This window comes from Deinococcus marmoris DSM 12784, assembly GCF_000701405.1.
GTDB lineage: Bacteria > Deinococcota > Deinococci > Deinococcales > Deinococcaceae > Deinococcus > Deinococcus marmoris.
Genome location: NZ_JNIV01000006.1, coordinates 1 through 15,030 on the forward strand (window position 1 = coordinate 1; position 15,030 = coordinate 15,030).

A 15,030-nucleotide genomic window follows, 5' to 3' on the forward strand; every position below is an offset into this window, starting at 1 on the left:
CGCTGGCGGGCGGCCGCGTAGTGCAGCCGCTCGATCCGGCCCTGCAGCTCACGCTGCGCGGTGGGCGGCAGCAGGTCGAGGTGGGCGGCGAACGTCGCCCACCGCAGGCGATCGGGCAGGGCCGGCGGGGCCAGCTGGGCGAGTGCCCCCGGCCCCGCCGCGGTGACGAGCGGCGAAAGCCCGACATCGATCCCGATGGCAACGCCTCCCGCCCGGCGCTGCACAGCCGGCATCTCGAACTTGAGACTCGCGAACCAGAGGTTCTCCAATTCCACCAGCCGCGTCCCGGCCTGAAGCCAGCGCACACCGCCGCCGCCCAGAACCACTGGCAACGCACGCCGTCCCTGGAACGTGGTCTGAATCACCTGGCGGACCCACGTCCGTTGCTGCGCCGGGCCCAGATGCCCCAGCAGGCCCTGGGCCAGCAGCAGCTCGTCCTGGTGCTGCGCGTAGCCCGGTGAGGCCTGCACCAGCGCCGTCTGCTCCAGCGTCGGGAGCCGGTAGAGCTGGGCCTGCAGCCCCACTGCACCCAGCTGCAACCGTTCATCGTGCCACCCGCACTGCTGGGTGAGGTCAGCGGCGTCGGGGATATACACCCGGCCCCCCGCGAGGCCGCTGACCGGCTCTGTCGTATGGCGCATCCAGCCGGTGCGGACGAGCTCGCGCAGCTGCGCGCTCTGATCCACGCTGACGCGCAGGTTGTGTGTTGTGTCTGTCTGCATTTCTCTTTCCTCCTGCCCTTTCCTGGCCCGTCGCCTGTGTGTCCCTGCTCTGCCCCTTTCCGGGTTCCCGCCCGGTGACGCGCGCGCGATGCACTGTCCTTGGATGGGAAGCGCGCGGCGGCTACCAGTGATGGGGCGCGCTGCGCGCGGTGACCTGTACGCGCGCCCAAACCCGCCGGCACGACCGGTGATGCGCCTATCAGACCTCCCCGTTCCGTGATGTCATTTCAGCCGTTGCGTACGGCCGGTGGTGGGTCTAACCGGCATGAACCACCGATGGTGGGTCAGGGCATAGGGCGCGCCCATGTCAGGCAGACGGTGGGTTCGCGCACGCGACAGGACACGCGGTGGGTATGCACTCCCGCCATGGCCCGGGCATGGGTTGGACCTGGCTGTGGGGCTGATATGGGTGCGGTGTGACCCGCGGCGCAGCTGCGCCTGGATGGGACAGAGGCGGCTCACAGGCGCTGGCCTGAGCACTTCGGAGGACAGATCGGATACACCGGCTTACGACTGGAAGTTCTAGGTCATTCAAAGTTTTGCAACGCGCGTTGCTGTGCTCTGGACGGCACTGGGCGTCAGAACATGAGAATGCCTGCAGGCCGCCCACCGCACCGATGGTTCGCCACTCCACCAAGCGCACCTCAGCGCAGCACCACTGTTGGGGGCCCGGAATGTCCAGCCCGGTGCAGCTGGACAACGCGGTCAGTCTGGAGCAGGACGCGGCCGGGTGGACCGCAGACCCCCTGGCTACGGTTGAAGCATGATTCGATCCGAACTTGCCGACGAACTCGGCGTGAATTCCTCGACGGTCCAGAAGTGGCTCTCCACGTACTCGCAACTCACCGAGCGGACCATCGAGCGTCGACTGGACGACCAGACCATCAATGACATGCAGCGTGCGCGGACGCTGATGCGGGACCGTCCTGGAATGCCGTTCCGTGAAGCCCTGGAGCGCGCGCTGGACCTGTTCGTTGAACCGGTGCCGCCGGCCAGCGTCGAGCGGCTGATGGGGCGGCTCGATGACCTGGAGAACACGCTCGCCGGCATTGAGGATCGTCAGATGGTGCTGCAGGACCATCTGCAGGCCCTGGCTGATCACCTCAAGGCAATCTCCGATGACCTGCACAGCCTTCTCCCAGAGCGCGCTGACCTGGTGGGGGCCGATGCGCCAACGGTTACTGACGACGGATCGAACACCACCGACTGGGAGAGACCGACGTCCTGAAGCGAAATCGTGTCGATAAGAGCCAGAAGGCTCCTGTCGACGGATCTTTCACGCTGAGTCAGCCCCGTTGGGACAGGCTCAGGGCGTACCAGCCGGCGGCGTGTCACTGCCGGGCCGGATGAATCATCGCGCCTGCATCCTGCCCCCAATTTGCGTATCTCTGTTGCAAAATTCAGAATAATGGCGAGAGGTTTGTGCAAGGAGCATCGTCCATAACGTAGATCATGATATGCGTGTCAGACGGCAAAATTTAATCTTTCATACAAGTTGGACAAAAATCAGGCCTTCGCCAGGTCAAGCCCCTGAGCATGGGATCTGACCCACCTGCACTGAGCAGCCGCACCCTGGCACGCTCTCGCAGAGCCGGCGCCGGCAGAAGCGGTAGTGCAGGCAGTGTGTTTTGTGCAGGTTCCCGCCCTGGCCAACGTCCTCCACGCGTTCTTCAGACTGGTCAAGGGGCCGACGAAGCGGCGTTAGGTCTGTTTTGCGTGGGCTGCCGCAAACATGCTTCAGCGCCCTGTCCAGTTCCCTAACCGCTCCTGACTCATCACGCGCGCACTTCAGCCGCGCGCTCCTAGAGCTCTCAGCACCCATATGGCACAATCCCGCAGAGCAGGAACTTAGACGCTTCCGCTGATGGCGCGGGCGGTGGCACTGAAGCGGTTATAACAGGTCTCCATTGTGTCTCAGTCTTCTGATCAGGCGCAAATGTGTCTGCTGGCCGCCCCCCACTTCCTTCAGAACATGGGCCTCAGGTCGATCCCAATGCTCCTGCGCCCCAGACTTTCAGCCGCCTTCATGGTGGTTCCTGACCCCATGAAAGGGTCCAGCACCAGGCCTGGCCGGCTCTCGGCCCCCCCGCACTGTGGGCAGGGGTCGAAGCGCACGTGCTGGGGCAGGGCGAAGGTGAACTCGCGGAAGTACCCGTTGAGCTTCTCCTTGGCCTCAGCGGCGAGACGCTGCACCTCAGCGCTGTTCCTACCCGACCCGTTCTGATACTGCAGCGTCTTACCCACATCACCGCTGCCAGTGGCGCGAATCGCCCGGAGATGCCCCTCAGTCAGGCCGCTCGCCTCCCAGATCTCCCGGGCGCGCTTGCTCTGCTTGCGTTGTGGATCCAGCTCCAATCCGCGCTCAATCACGCGTGAAAGAGCAGCGCCGCAGGAGACACAGACGCACTCGGGGCAGCCCAGGCGCAGGGCGCGCCGGGGCAGCTCGGCGGGGAAGGGAGCCAGGTGGGCCGTGCGACTCCGGACAGACTTGATGTGCCATACATTTCCCTCAGAAAGATCGAATTCCTGCGCGTAAGCGAAGGTGTCCATAAAGGGCCGCTGGGAGCGCGCGAACTGAAAGATCGCCTCGTGGCGCTGGGCCAAGCGCGCGTGAGGGTTGGGGATGCCGCTGCGCTTGGCCCAGACGATGTGCGAGATCAAGTGCCAGCCCCGGCGGATCATCTCCGTCTCGAACATCCGCGGGATGCCAACGACCTCGCCGTCTCGAATTGAGTCGCCCAGATTGACGAACACACTGGCGTGCGGCTTCAGGAGGGGGCGCCAGCCGTGCACGGTGGTCACCAGCTCCTTGATGAACTCCTGCGGATCTCGCTCCCAGCCGAGCTGCTCAGGATGTCCATAGTCACGCTTCTGCCAGTACGGAGGGGAGGTGACGATGACGTCCACGCTCCCCAGAGCGATCAACTTTGCGGCGTCACGGGCATTTCCAGGCAAGACCACCGGCGTGGTGGTCATGGGTGCTTGGACGCGTCTGAGACGGCGCTTCAGGGGAATTCCAGGTTGCGGGATTGTCGTCATGGGAGCCCTCGGCGAGAATCGAGGCGACCCTTCTCAGCGGCCGCCCCGACAGGTTCTGTGGTCCCGAGCCTAGCACCTTAGTGTCGGTACGGGGCAGGGATTCGCGTGCAACAGAGCACGCCCACTTCCTATCCTCCGGAGTGCCGGTGGATATTTCCGATAGAAGAAGGCCCTACTCCGCAGGTTCGGCCTGCAACCACAAGGGCTAGTCCTATACTCGAAGGACTCCATGCCCACCCTCCAGAAGAAGTCGCTGTCTCTGTATTTCAAGAATCGCTGCGACCGGCAGCTCCTGCTCTACCTGCACACTGACGACGAACGGGCGGCGCTGGGCATGCCGGAACGTCAGCAGGCCCGGCCCGGGCTCGGTCAGGCAGCTCAAGCTGGGCATGAGTACCAAGCCTGGCGCGTGGGTGAATTAGTGGAGGTGCTGGGCGACCGCGTCGTGCATGGGGAGGCTGATCCCAAAAACCCGAACCAGTTGAAGGCGACCGACCTTCGGGCAGCGCTGGAACAGGCCCAGGCCTACTCCGTGATCGTTGAGGGAGAGTTCGAGGTGCCGGAAAGCTTTCTGCGCTGGGCCGGCGTACAGGGCAGCTTGCAAGCCGCTGGGAAGAGCGGCAAGCTCCACAACGACGTGCGCCCCGACCTCACCGAGGTGTTGCCTTCCGGGTACGGGAATCAGCAGGTCACGCCGGATGGCCGCGTTGTGGCCCTTCTCCCTGATGATGGGCGGTTACAGCTGCGGGTCGTGGACATCAAACTCGCCTCGGAACCCGGCGCGAACTACTTCGGAGAGGTCGCGTATTACTCGGTTATCCTCGCCAGCGCGCTGGAAGCTTGGGGACTGGAGGGCCACTTTGTGGTGCTCCCACAAGCCGCCTTGTGGCCCGGCTCTTACGACAACTCGGAGGTGGTCGGCCTCGCGCGCAAGCGCGCCGAGACCGGAACGGCCGCTACCCCCGAAGAGCTCTTCAAAGCCCTTCACAAGGATTTCGAGGAAATTGACATTGAGCTGTTCACCCCGCGCATCGTGCGGTTCCTACGTGAGGACCTTCCGCGCGTGCTGACTGCCGGGCTGGGTGGGGCTGCCTGGCACCCGAGCTATAACTGCATGGGCTGTGAGTTCTACGGCCATGACTGGCAGGACGCTCAGGGGAGCGACACCTGGCGCTCTGACCATTGCAAGCAGCTGGCCGCTCAAGATGACGGCCGACTCAGCCGCGTCTATGGACTCACCCGCAGTATGGCCCTGGAATTGGAGAGTCAGGGAGTCACCTCAGTGTCCAAGCTGGCCACACTTTCGCCGCAGGCCCCGCCCCTCAAGCGCAGTGGAGCCCTACGGGCGAATGCCGCCAAGCTCGTCGCCCGTGCCCAGTCGCTGAATCAGGGTCAGGCAGTGCCGGTGCCTGGCGATGGACTCACCGCCTCAATGCCCGCCTACGCTGACCTGAAAATCTGGATTGACATCGAGTATGACCCCAGCACGGCGATCACAGGAGCTTTTGGCATTCGTGCAGGCTGGTTCGAACCGCGTGAACCCGCCACAGAGTGCGTGGGAGAACGGGGGAAACGAGAGTGGGGGCGCTACGGCGAGCGCCTGATCTTCCTGGTGGAGCGCAAAGATCGTCAGGACCTTTCTCTGGAACGAGAGCGGTTCTTGATATTCCTGCGGACCCTGAAGGGCATTCTGACCTGGGTAAAGGAGCAGGACGACGCCCGCCTGAGCGCCCCCCCCACTTGCTGGAAGGTCAATTCGCGTACCGATGAGAAGGAGGCCGTGTACCCCCGGCGTAGCCGCTACCAGATCTACCTGTGGGACGAGGCACAGCAGCGCCACCTACAGCGCCTCGTGGGCCGCCATCTGGAAGCCGTCTTACAGGAGCCGGAGTTGCAGGACCTGGCTTGGCTCTTTCCTTCCGGGGAACTGCTTCAGCAGGCCGAAGACGCCACACGCGCCGCACCGCTCACGATCGTACAGCCGGTCCTGGAAGCGTTCGTCGCAGTGCCGGTACCGCACCACTACACCCTCATGAGCATCGCGCCGCAATACAACGACGGGTTTTTTGGCTGGTCGCGCGACCAGCGCTTCTATGACGAGCTCAGCAGCCTGCTCCCGCCTGAACGCATTCACGAAATCTGGGACCGCGGGGCGACCCGAACCGAGGCGCAACAGGCACGCATGGAGGACACGCTGCGTCTGGAGACCGGCAAGAAGCTTGACGCCCTCGAACAGGTACAGCGCCGACTGGAACGAGACCTGCGTGTGCGTAAAGCCGCCAGCAATTCGGCCGCTCCCTCCGTTGGGTATGAGTCTGAGACGCTCGACGGCGTAAGCGAAGAGTCGCAGTTGTGGTTCCAGTATCACCGCCTGAACGCAGCCATGCAACAGTTCGAATCGGAATTCGCCTACTGCCTGCCAGCCGCTGAGCGAGTCGCGAAGTTCAAGGGGGCCGAGCTCAAGCGCCTGAGGGGTCCGGAAGCACAAGACGCGCTCAATCACCTCAATCGGCAGGCGGGGACCCGGTACAGCCATGCGGACGTCCTGGTCTTCTGCATGACCGACGAGTCCCGCGACGTGAACTTGCGGCTGAGCGATATCGGACTGTGCCTGTCACCCACGAACCAGCCAGGGTTCCTGATGCGCACACTGGGCAGCTTCAAAAAGCCTCGCGACGTGTACAAGCAGTCAAAGCAGGCTGGCAAGCAGGGCCGTACCATGACTCTCCCCTTCTCCGGGGGAGATCTGAAGAAGCCGCTGTGGCAGGTCATGAACTTTTCAGTCAGCATCGAGTTGTTGGACCGGCGGGCCGGTTTGGTGCTCCTGAAGCCGTTCTCCGACCAGTACTACCAGTTGTGCACCCTTCTCGACTTCAATCCGGACGACACCACGCCAGTGATGCTTGATCGTCTACAGCGTGACTTTTTCGCCAAGAAGATCCGCATCACCCTGAAGGCCATGGGCGTGCCCGAGAACGTCACCCTGGACCCTCTGGCCCTCAGGCCTCTCAACCCTCAGGCGCGCGGCCCCCTGCCTCGCCGGCGCAACAAGGAGTGGAACGGACCCTGGGTGGACTTTCTTTGGCGTGGCCGCGAGACCGCCCAGGCTCCGCGACTGGGGCACCTAGCAAAGCAGCTGCAAGACGAGTTGGGCATTGGTGCGGCACTCAATAGCCGGCAGGCCGACGCCTGGCGCAGCGCGCTTACGCAGCGGCTCACGCTGATCTGGGGGCCGCCCGGCACCGGAAAGAGCAAGACCCTCCGGTCGATCCTCAAGGGCGTCGTACGCGAGGCGGAACTGCTTGGAGAGCCCCGGGTCATCCTCGTCACGGCGAACACATATACCGCTGTAGACAACGTGCTGCTGGAGCTGCTGAATGACCTGAATGACACTTCCGCGAAGGTGGTACGGGTTCAACGCGAAGGACGCGAGACCGACGCACGGGTGACCCAGGCGCTGCAGCAGCACACTGGACTTTTCAGCAACCTGGACGTGGACCGATGGGCTCCGGCCGACGAGGTCCACGAGCTTATCGGCCGGATCGAAGCTCGTGAAGGCATCCTGATCCTGGGGGCTCCCGCCATTCAGGTGCACAACCTCGCCTACGCTGCCCGGGACGAGGGCACCCAGAAGTACGCCAGACTGCCCTGGTTCGACTACGTCGTGATCGACGAAGCCTCACAGATGGACGCGGTGACAAGCACCCTCGTGTTCACGAAGGCCCGGCCAGAGTCAACCGTAGTGCTCGCCGGTGATGATAAGCAGTTGCCGCCTATCCACGCGGCTGAAAAGCCTGAGGGCCGGGATCCCCTGCTGGGCTCGGTCTACGAGTATTTCAAGACCATCGGGCAGGTGAAGCCCGTGGAATTGAATGTCAATTACCGCTCCAACGGGGCCATCGTGCGCGTTGCCCACCTCGCGAAGTACAGCCAGGACCTGCATGCCTGGTCAGAGTCCATGCGGCTGAATCTACGTGACTGGGAGGTGCCCACCGAGGCCCCCGAGGGATGGCCCCAGACCGTCACCTGGTCCCCGGTGTGGTACCACCTGCTGGACCCGGACGCCCCCGTCACCTGCGTGGTCTACGAAGATCCAGCCCTCAGCGGTCAGGTGAACGACTTCGAGGTGGAGGCGGCCTCGGCCCTGGCCTGGATCTTGCGCCGTCACCTGGGCCGAGGCGCGCTTGGGCGCCTGAACGCGGCTGGGGAGGAGATTGAGTGCCCGGCTGATTTGGCAGACGACCAGCACTTCTGGAAGGAAGGCCTCGGCGTCGTTGCCCCGCACAAGGCGATGGTCAGCAAGGTCGCGGAGAGCTTCCGTCACCTGTTCCCGGCAGCACCTGCGGCCGCCGTGACCTCGGCGGTCGATACAGTCGAGCGCTTCCAGGGTCAGGAGCGTGAGGTGATGCTTGCGGTCTTCGGTCTGGGCGACACGGAGATGATCTCCAGCGAGGCAGAGTTCCTGTACGACCTGCGGCGCTTTAACGTGATGGCCTCACGTGCACGCAACAAGCTGATCGTGTTCGTGACCCGTGCGCTCCTGGACTTCATGGCGAACGACAAGGACGTCTTGGAGCAGTCTGGGTTGCTTAAGCGCTTCGCCGAGCTGTACTGCCAGCCAGTCGGGGCGGCGGCAGACCTCTGCGTGCGGAACGAGCGTGGAGAGGTGCTTGTGCGTGCCTGTGAAGTGCGTGTGGCGCGCTGAGCACCTAAGGTCTCAACTTCAGATCATGACTCCGGCCAGTTCACGCAAGTCCTCCAGGGCCGTGGCCAAGTTCAGGTGATCGGTCACGTGAGCGTCGGCGAGCAGCCCATGGGGCACTAGGGCGTCAAACTTCCCTGGACCACTGGGATGGGCGCCGGCGAGGAACGCTGCGCGCAGTTGGGCCCTCACCTCGTCTTCGGAAGGCAGGGCGGCCACCTGCCGGATCAGGTCTGCCTGGGTGCCTGCCACGATCACCGAGTACGGCGTATCGCTCTGAGCGCCTCCAGAGGTCAGCCGAGACAGCACTGACACAATCGTGCGCTGCACCTGAGTGCCGCGCCAGGGCAACAGCAGCAAGCTGCGCTCGCTCAGGGGATGCACCGGCCCTTCCAAGAGTCCTGAGGTTCGTGCCAGGGCGCGGGCCTCCTCCAGCCTGGCCCGCGCCGCCGGCTGCAGGTAGGCGTAGTCGGTATCCGTGGCCAAGACCTCACGCATTTTCTGGACGACGCGGTCATGAATCTCGCCGCCGCCGCCTGACCACGCGCTGGTTTTCTTTCCGCGCTCCTTGCGCACAAAGACGTGGCGGCGCTTTTCATCCACGTCCATCACCCGCCAGGCACGCCCAACCAGTGAGATCACGGTCCCAACCTCCGGGGCGCTGCTCAGGGTCCCCACCTCACTGGTCCCGTTGAAGACGGCGTACTCTGGCACGTCCGGAAACACCGCGAAAAAGTGCCAGTCCTGGACCAGCTTCTCGCCCGCAAGCCCGAGAATCAGGCCCCCCTCGTCGGTGCGCTGCAGGTGGTCCGAGGTCAGCAGGTCCTGCAGCAGGGTCCGGCACTGCTCCTGGGTGACATGCCGAAAGGGGCTGAGCGTCAGGACCCGGGCGGCGAGGTCACGCGGCGCGAGTTCTCCGTACTGCTCCAGCGCGCCGAGCGTCTGGTGGAACAGCAGGCTGAAGGGCAACTGGGGCTGGCGGCTCGGCTCCACCCAGCGCTCTTCGAGATACAGCTGGACAGTCGCGATGGCCTGCAGCAGGGTCCAGGGCAAGCGCCGGTGAGGGGGGTCCTGATCGGTGTGCCCGCGTTCGAGCGTGTAGAAGATCATCTCGCCGGCTCCACCTCGGCGCCCGGTCCTTCCCAGACGCTGCACGAAGCTCGAGACGCTGGGCGGCGGATCGACCTGCAACACCCGCTCGAGTTGTCCCAGATCAATGCCCAGCTCCAGCGTCACTGTCGCGACGGTGCAGGCCGGGCGCCCCTCCTCACGCATGGCCCGCTCGGCGTCCTCACGGTAAGCGGTGGCGACGCTGCCGTGGTGCACGTGGTAGATGTCCGTCGACCCCTGCGCCTCGGCCAGTTCACGCAGGGCCACCGCCGTCTCCTCGACCTTCTGTCGACTGTTGCGGAACACGAGGCTCTTTCGGCCCAGGGTGCGCTCGTAAAGGTGGCGGTAGAGGTCCGGCGCCTCGTCCAGCGGGCCTGCGTCCTCGCCAGCCTCCGGCTCATGGATGGGAAAATGCTCCAGCGCCAGGCGCAGCTGCCGCTTTGCGCCAGCGTCGTTCACCACCCGCACCGGCTGGCCGGTCTTTCCGGCCAGCCATGCCTGCGCCAGCGAGAAGTCCCCCAGCGTGGCCGAGAGTCCCACCCGTCGCGGCGGAACACGGGTGACGCGCTCCAGGCGCTCCAGCAGGCACAGCACCTGGCGGCCGCGCTCGTCCGCCATGAAGGCATGCACCTCGTCGATGACCACAAAGCGCAGATCCCGGAAGAGCTGCGCGAGAACTGTGTTCCGGCGCAGGAACAGCCCTTCCAGGGACTCGGGCGTGATCTGCAGAATGCCGCGTGACCGTTCTACCGTCTTCTTCTTCTGGCTGGCGGTGATGTCGCCGTGCCAGGCCCCCACCGGGATGCCCGACTCCTCAAGCAGGCCGTCCAGTCGGTAGAACTGGTCGTTGATCAATGCTTTCAAGGGACCGATGTACAGCGCCCCAATGCTCTGGGGCGGATCCTCGTGAAGCGAGGTGAGAATCGGCAGGAAGGCGGCCTCCGTCTTGCCGCTCGCCGTGCCGCTGGCGATCAACACGTGGTCGTCCGTATCCAGCAGCGCCGCGCACGCGGCAGCCTGTACCGCACGGATCTCGGTCCACCCCTGCCGCCAGATGTATTCCTGAATAAAAGGCGCCAGACGCGCGAAAGGGTCAGCCGTCGTCACAGGTCGAAGGCAGCGAATTCAGCGCTGGTTGGCACCGGCAGCGCTTCTTCACGGCGCGCCTCGGCCAACACGTCTGTTTTCGACGGCACGAAGTCCGGGCCCTTCACCAGGCCGAGGAAGGTCTGTTCCGGGTTCTGCCGCAGAAGATTAAGGACGCTGACAAAGTCGCGGGTCACGTCGCGGGGGGTCAGAAAGCCGCCGGCCCCCAGGCGGCCGAGCACCTCGTTCATGAATTCCAGCAACTCCTCGTCGCTGATGGTGGTGGCGTAGCCGTGGTGCAGCGCGTGCAGGCGGCGCAGGGTGGTCAGCAAGGTGTACACCTCTTCGTTGCTGAGCGTCTCCAGGCGGAGCACCGGGCCGGCGTAGTCCTGCAGGCCATCACGGGCAAAGCGGCTCTGCTCCAGGCGGGTGCGCAGCGCTTCGTAGGAGAACAGACCGCGGCGGGTGTCATCGACCATCTGCGGTGTCGCGCCAACAAGCAACTGCAGGTACTGGGCGCGACCCTGCAGGGTGTCGTTCAGCATGGTCAGGAGCTTTTCGTAATTGGCGTGGCGTGAAACGCTCTGCGTGATCTTGTAGAGGTTGACCGCCTCGTCGATCACGACGACCAGGCCCGCATACCCGATCGCCTTTACGAACTGTGCGAGCAGCTTGACGTAGTCGTACCAGGTGTCGTCGTCGATGATGACGCGCACTCCCAGCGCCTCGCGCGCCTCGGTCTTGGTGGAATACTCGCCGCGCAGCCACTTCAGCGCCGCGTTCTTCAGCTCGTCGCTTCCCAGCTGGTGCCCACGCCAGTAGGCGCTGATCACGTTGGCGAAATCGAAGCCGTGCACCAGCCCCTCCAGCTCATTGACCGCCTCGTGAATCCGCGCTTCGACGGCACTTCCGAATCTCGGATCGCCTGGAGTGATCCCGCCCGCAACCACCTGCCCCTGCACGCCGCTGATCCACTTTTCCAGCATGGCGGGCAGCGCGCCGCCGTCCGGCCGGACGCGGGTGGACAGGTTGCGGGCCAGTTCCCGGTAGGTGGCCAGGCCCTGCCCACGTCCGCCCGTAAGGCGGCGTTCGGGGCTGAGGTCCGCATCTGCGACCACGAAGTTGCGGTTCATCGCGTAGTTGCGAAGCAGCTGCAGCAGGAAGCTCTTCCCAGCGCCGTAGCGCCCGGAAATGACCCGGAACCCGGCACCGCCCTCGGCGACGTTCGCGAGGTCGTCCAGCACCGCCTCAATCTCAGGCTTGCGGCCCACGACGATGTGCTCGATGCCGGTGCGGGGCACGACGCCCGCGCCGAGGGAACTGAAGAGGGCAGTGGTAATGCGTTTAGGGACAGTGGGTGGGTTAGTCATGTGGGTGGTTTACTCCGGGCGGATGAGCCCCCGCGCCTGCAGCACGCGCCGCACGTTATCGCGGTAGGCGTCTTCAAGGGTCAGGGGATCACCGTAGGGGTCGACGAGGATGTCACCGACGGTATCGAGGGCGTGTGCGTTGAGATCTTCCAGGACGACCGAGGCAAAGGCGTGGCGGGCGGCGGTGAAGGCCTCCAGCTCCGGAACCGTCAGGTCAGCTTGCAGCAGGTGATCCAGAAGTTCCAGGTGTATGGACGGCAGGGCCCCAGCGAGCGCCTGCCAGGGCTCCTCGAGTATGACTGCAGGCGCGGTCGCTGTCTGTCCAGGCGAGGGCAGCAAGAACTCCAGCTGGGCGCGGTAGTCTTCCACGGCGATCAGGACGCCATCCTCTTGCAGCAGCAGCACGTCGCCCAGCCTCAGTTGCGCCGCCTCGTTCACCTCGTCGATCAGGGTGCTGGCGAAGGTTCCCGGCGGCAGGCGCAGGTCACGCTCGGCGAGCTCCCAGCCGTGACTCCCCAGTTGCCGCAGCAGATCGCATCCAGCCTCCGAGGCTGTGTACAGAACCTCAGCGACCCCGTTCACGTCGGTGAGGTGGCCTTCCGGTAATTCGGCGGGAAGCGGCGGGCGGCGGGATAAGGCCGGCGCAACAGACGGTGGCTCAGCGGGGACCACAGGTTGGACTTTAAAAAGGAGCAGCGCAGGCGCCGAGCCCCCCACCGGTGCCTCCCCAGTCAAGCTCTCTTCCAGCAAGCGCTCCCGAATCTCATCGGACTCCTGCTGCAGGGCCGCCAGACGTTCGGGGTCCAGCTGTACCCTGGGGCGCTCTGGGACAGCAGGCGGATGGGCCGCCGGCGTGTGGAGGACACCCAACCCGGGAATCAGGTGGGCGTCAAGGTAAGTCTTCAGCTCCGCCGGCAGGGCGATCTCGCGCAGCAAAGTCTTAAAGCCGGTCTGCTTGCGCGCGAGATTCTCGGCGTACCGGACCGCCTGGGTGAGCAGCTTGGAGAGCTTCCCATCCCGGCGGTAGCGCCGCACCGTGCCGACCGTGTAGGACAGATGAGGGCCCTCGAACACGGCGCCCACGAAAGCCTGCCTCTTGATCTGAGCCGCTTTTTTGGGACCCAGCCGCTCGAACACCGACTTGCCGGACGTCTGGCGGTAGAAGTCGTCAGTGAGGGCGATCGCACGGCCGAACAGGGCATCGAGCGCCGCCTGGTCCTGGGCCTCCCGGTAGAACTTGTTGCTGCCCGGGACGTAGGTGATGAGCTGGCGAAACATCTCCTTAGGAACATGGTCCCGGTTGTCCCCCTCCAACCAGCTCTGGATCATCAGGTTCCCCCGGTCTTCCCAGCTGGTCACCGTCAGATCGGCTCTGCCGTGCGCTTGGACCTCTTCCCGCCAGGCCTGAGCCGTCTGGTCGTCCAGCTCGTAGTAGTGGACGAAGTCGGTCAGCCAGGCCAGCAGGTAGTCGTCCAGCTTGGGATGGGTCTCACGGTAGCTATACCAGAGCTGACGCAGGTGGGCGAAGGCCGCCTCGGGATGGGGGAAGCCCACGCCATGCAGGACTTCGTAGGCGTGAAGGAAGAGGTAGCTCAGCTCGGTGGGGAGGGCTTCCCCAGCGCGGAAGCGCGCACGCCAGAAAAAATACCAGTTCTCCTGAGCGTGATCCAGAACGTGATAGCTCGTCCAGTACGCCTGAAGCGGCACAGGCTGGGCCTGCTTACGTGTTTCGTTCACCCGGCGACGCGCTTCTTCAAGGAATTCGCCCGGGTAAGCCCGGTCGTATTGCACTATTTCCCAACGCACCCGCCGCACCGGGGAGACGCGGGCCATCACGTTTGCAGGCGCTTCTGGGGCGATCAGCGGCACACTGGTCAGGAAGGATCCCGACTGGGGGCGCTGCAAGTCAAGGGGAACTTTCTGAAGTTCGGCCCCTTCCGCTGTAAGGAGGGCGGCCGCCTGTTCCATGCGCTGACCCAGCTTCTCCAGAACGTCGTGCAAGGCCAAGCACAGGTCTTCAAAGGGATCAACAGAACCGTCCAGTGCGGTCTGGGAAGACGCTGTGGCCTCCACCTGCCGACGCCGTTTCTCCAGCAGCCCCAGGATCTCCCGTCGCACCCCGGGGCGCGGGTCCATGGGTCTGGAAGGTGCCGGAGGCGGGGGAATGGGGACATCGGAGGCGGGCGCTCCGCTCCGCGGCTGGCTGGGCGCCCCTGATGGGTTGGGCTCGGCAACTGATCGGACGCCTTCCAGTGGGAATCTAGAGGCGGCGTTGGTGGAGGCCGCTGGGGCGACCACTCTGGGCGCGGGGCGCGGGGGAACAGGGTTATCGGTGGTCAGCGAGGTGAGCCGGTTGGGGACGCGAGTGGCAGGTCCCTCCGGGTCTTCCAGCTCAACCACGGCAAAAGTGGGCTCGTTCGTCACAGGAGTATGCCCATGACGACCAGCACTCGCTGGTGAGGGTGCCTGATCGCCGGCTTTCCCCGCAGTGCCGGGCTCTTGTCTTCTTGCTCACTGAACAGTAGTGACCGAATGAATTCTCGCAGCCCCATTCCCCTCCTTCGCTGTCCACCCATTCTACGGACGGAGCCCCCTGGCCTGGGCGCAGATCTTCAGTTCGAAAATCGTCCGCCAGGGTACCGAACCACGGATCGGATTTTTGTCCGACATCCGGGCGTAGGACGGCGAGATCTTGCCGTCATATGCTTCCAAAAGCGCATCATGTCGTGTGATAAGGCCGGCTGCCGGGCTGCGGCATAACGCCCAACGTGACGTGGTACCCGGCCTCCAGCAAGCTCGCTCCCAAAAAATTGACTCTCCCTCCTTCAGAATCGCCGTGCAGCTTTCTTCCGGAGCGCAGGAATTCCCATCCCGGCGTGTATTTCGCTGCTCGCCTGACTTTACCAACGGAATCCAAGATTCATGTCACCCTCTGCCCCGTTCCTGGAGCCTGACCAGGCCAGAGTCTTCACAGACGCTGTCATTCTGGTGGCTGACATTG

The 15,030-nt window shown here is 64.5% G+C and carries 7 protein-coding genes; 2 read left to right on the forward strand and 5 right to left on the reverse strand.

The genetic code is table 11. The features are described from left to right. Positions 1 to 722: hypothetical protein (locus tag Q319_RS24150; protein ID WP_034413375.1), on the reverse strand; the 722-nt coding region annotated here is incomplete at its 3' end. A 763-nt stretch (positions 723 to 1,485) separates the two neighbouring features. On the opposite strand from Q319_RS24150, the gene Q319_RS0101870 reads away from it, so the two are divergent. Then, a complete protein-coding gene (locus tag Q319_RS0101870) occupies positions 1,486 to 1,950 on the forward strand; it encodes a hypothetical protein (protein WP_029480126.1) in 465 nt (154 codons plus the stop codon). Positions 1,951 to 2,687: 737 nt separating this feature from the next. Here the strand turns inward: Q319_RS0101870 and Q319_RS0101875 are convergent. Beyond that, positions 2,688 to 3,698: a DNA-methyltransferase gene (locus tag Q319_RS0101875; RefSeq protein ID WP_051655020.1), complete on the reverse strand. Its 1,011-nt coding sequence runs from the start codon at positions 3,696 to 3,698 to the stop codon at positions 2,688 to 2,690. A 292-nt stretch (positions 3,699 to 3,990) separates the two neighbouring features. On the opposite strand from Q319_RS0101875, the gene Q319_RS0101880 reads away from it, so the two are divergent. Beyond that, positions 3,991 to 8,466 (forward strand): DEAD/DEAH box helicase, encoded by a 4,476-nt coding sequence (locus Q319_RS0101880; protein WP_029480129.1) that lies wholly within the window; start codon positions 3,991 to 3,993, stop codon positions 8,464 to 8,466. An 18-nt stretch (positions 8,467 to 8,484) separates the two neighbouring features. On the opposite strand, the gene Q319_RS0101885 is transcribed toward Q319_RS0101880, so the two are convergent. Genes Q319_RS0101885 through Q319_RS0101895 form a run of 3 tightly spaced genes read right to left on the reverse strand, consistent with a single transcriptional unit; the run spans position 8,485 to position 14,165 of the window. Then, on the reverse strand, positions 8,485 to 10,680 hold the full coding sequence (locus Q319_RS0101885) for a DEAD/DEAH box helicase (protein ID WP_029480131.1): 2,196 nt from the start codon (positions 10,678 to 10,680) through the stop codon (positions 8,485 to 8,487). Beyond that, positions 10,677 to 12,029: an ATP-binding protein gene (locus tag Q319_RS0101890; protein WP_081845845.1), complete on the reverse strand. Its 1,353-nt coding sequence runs from the start codon at positions 12,027 to 12,029 to the stop codon at positions 10,677 to 10,679. Before Q319_RS0101890 ends, Q319_RS0101885 begins: the two co-directional genes overlap by 4 nt. Positions 12,030 to 12,038: 9 nt before the next feature. Then, entirely contained in the window at positions 12,039 to 14,165 is a 2,127-nt protein-coding gene (locus Q319_RS0101895) for a TerB N-terminal domain-containing protein (RefSeq protein WP_029480133.1), read from the reverse strand. Positions 14,166 to 15,030 lie beyond the last annotated feature (865 nt).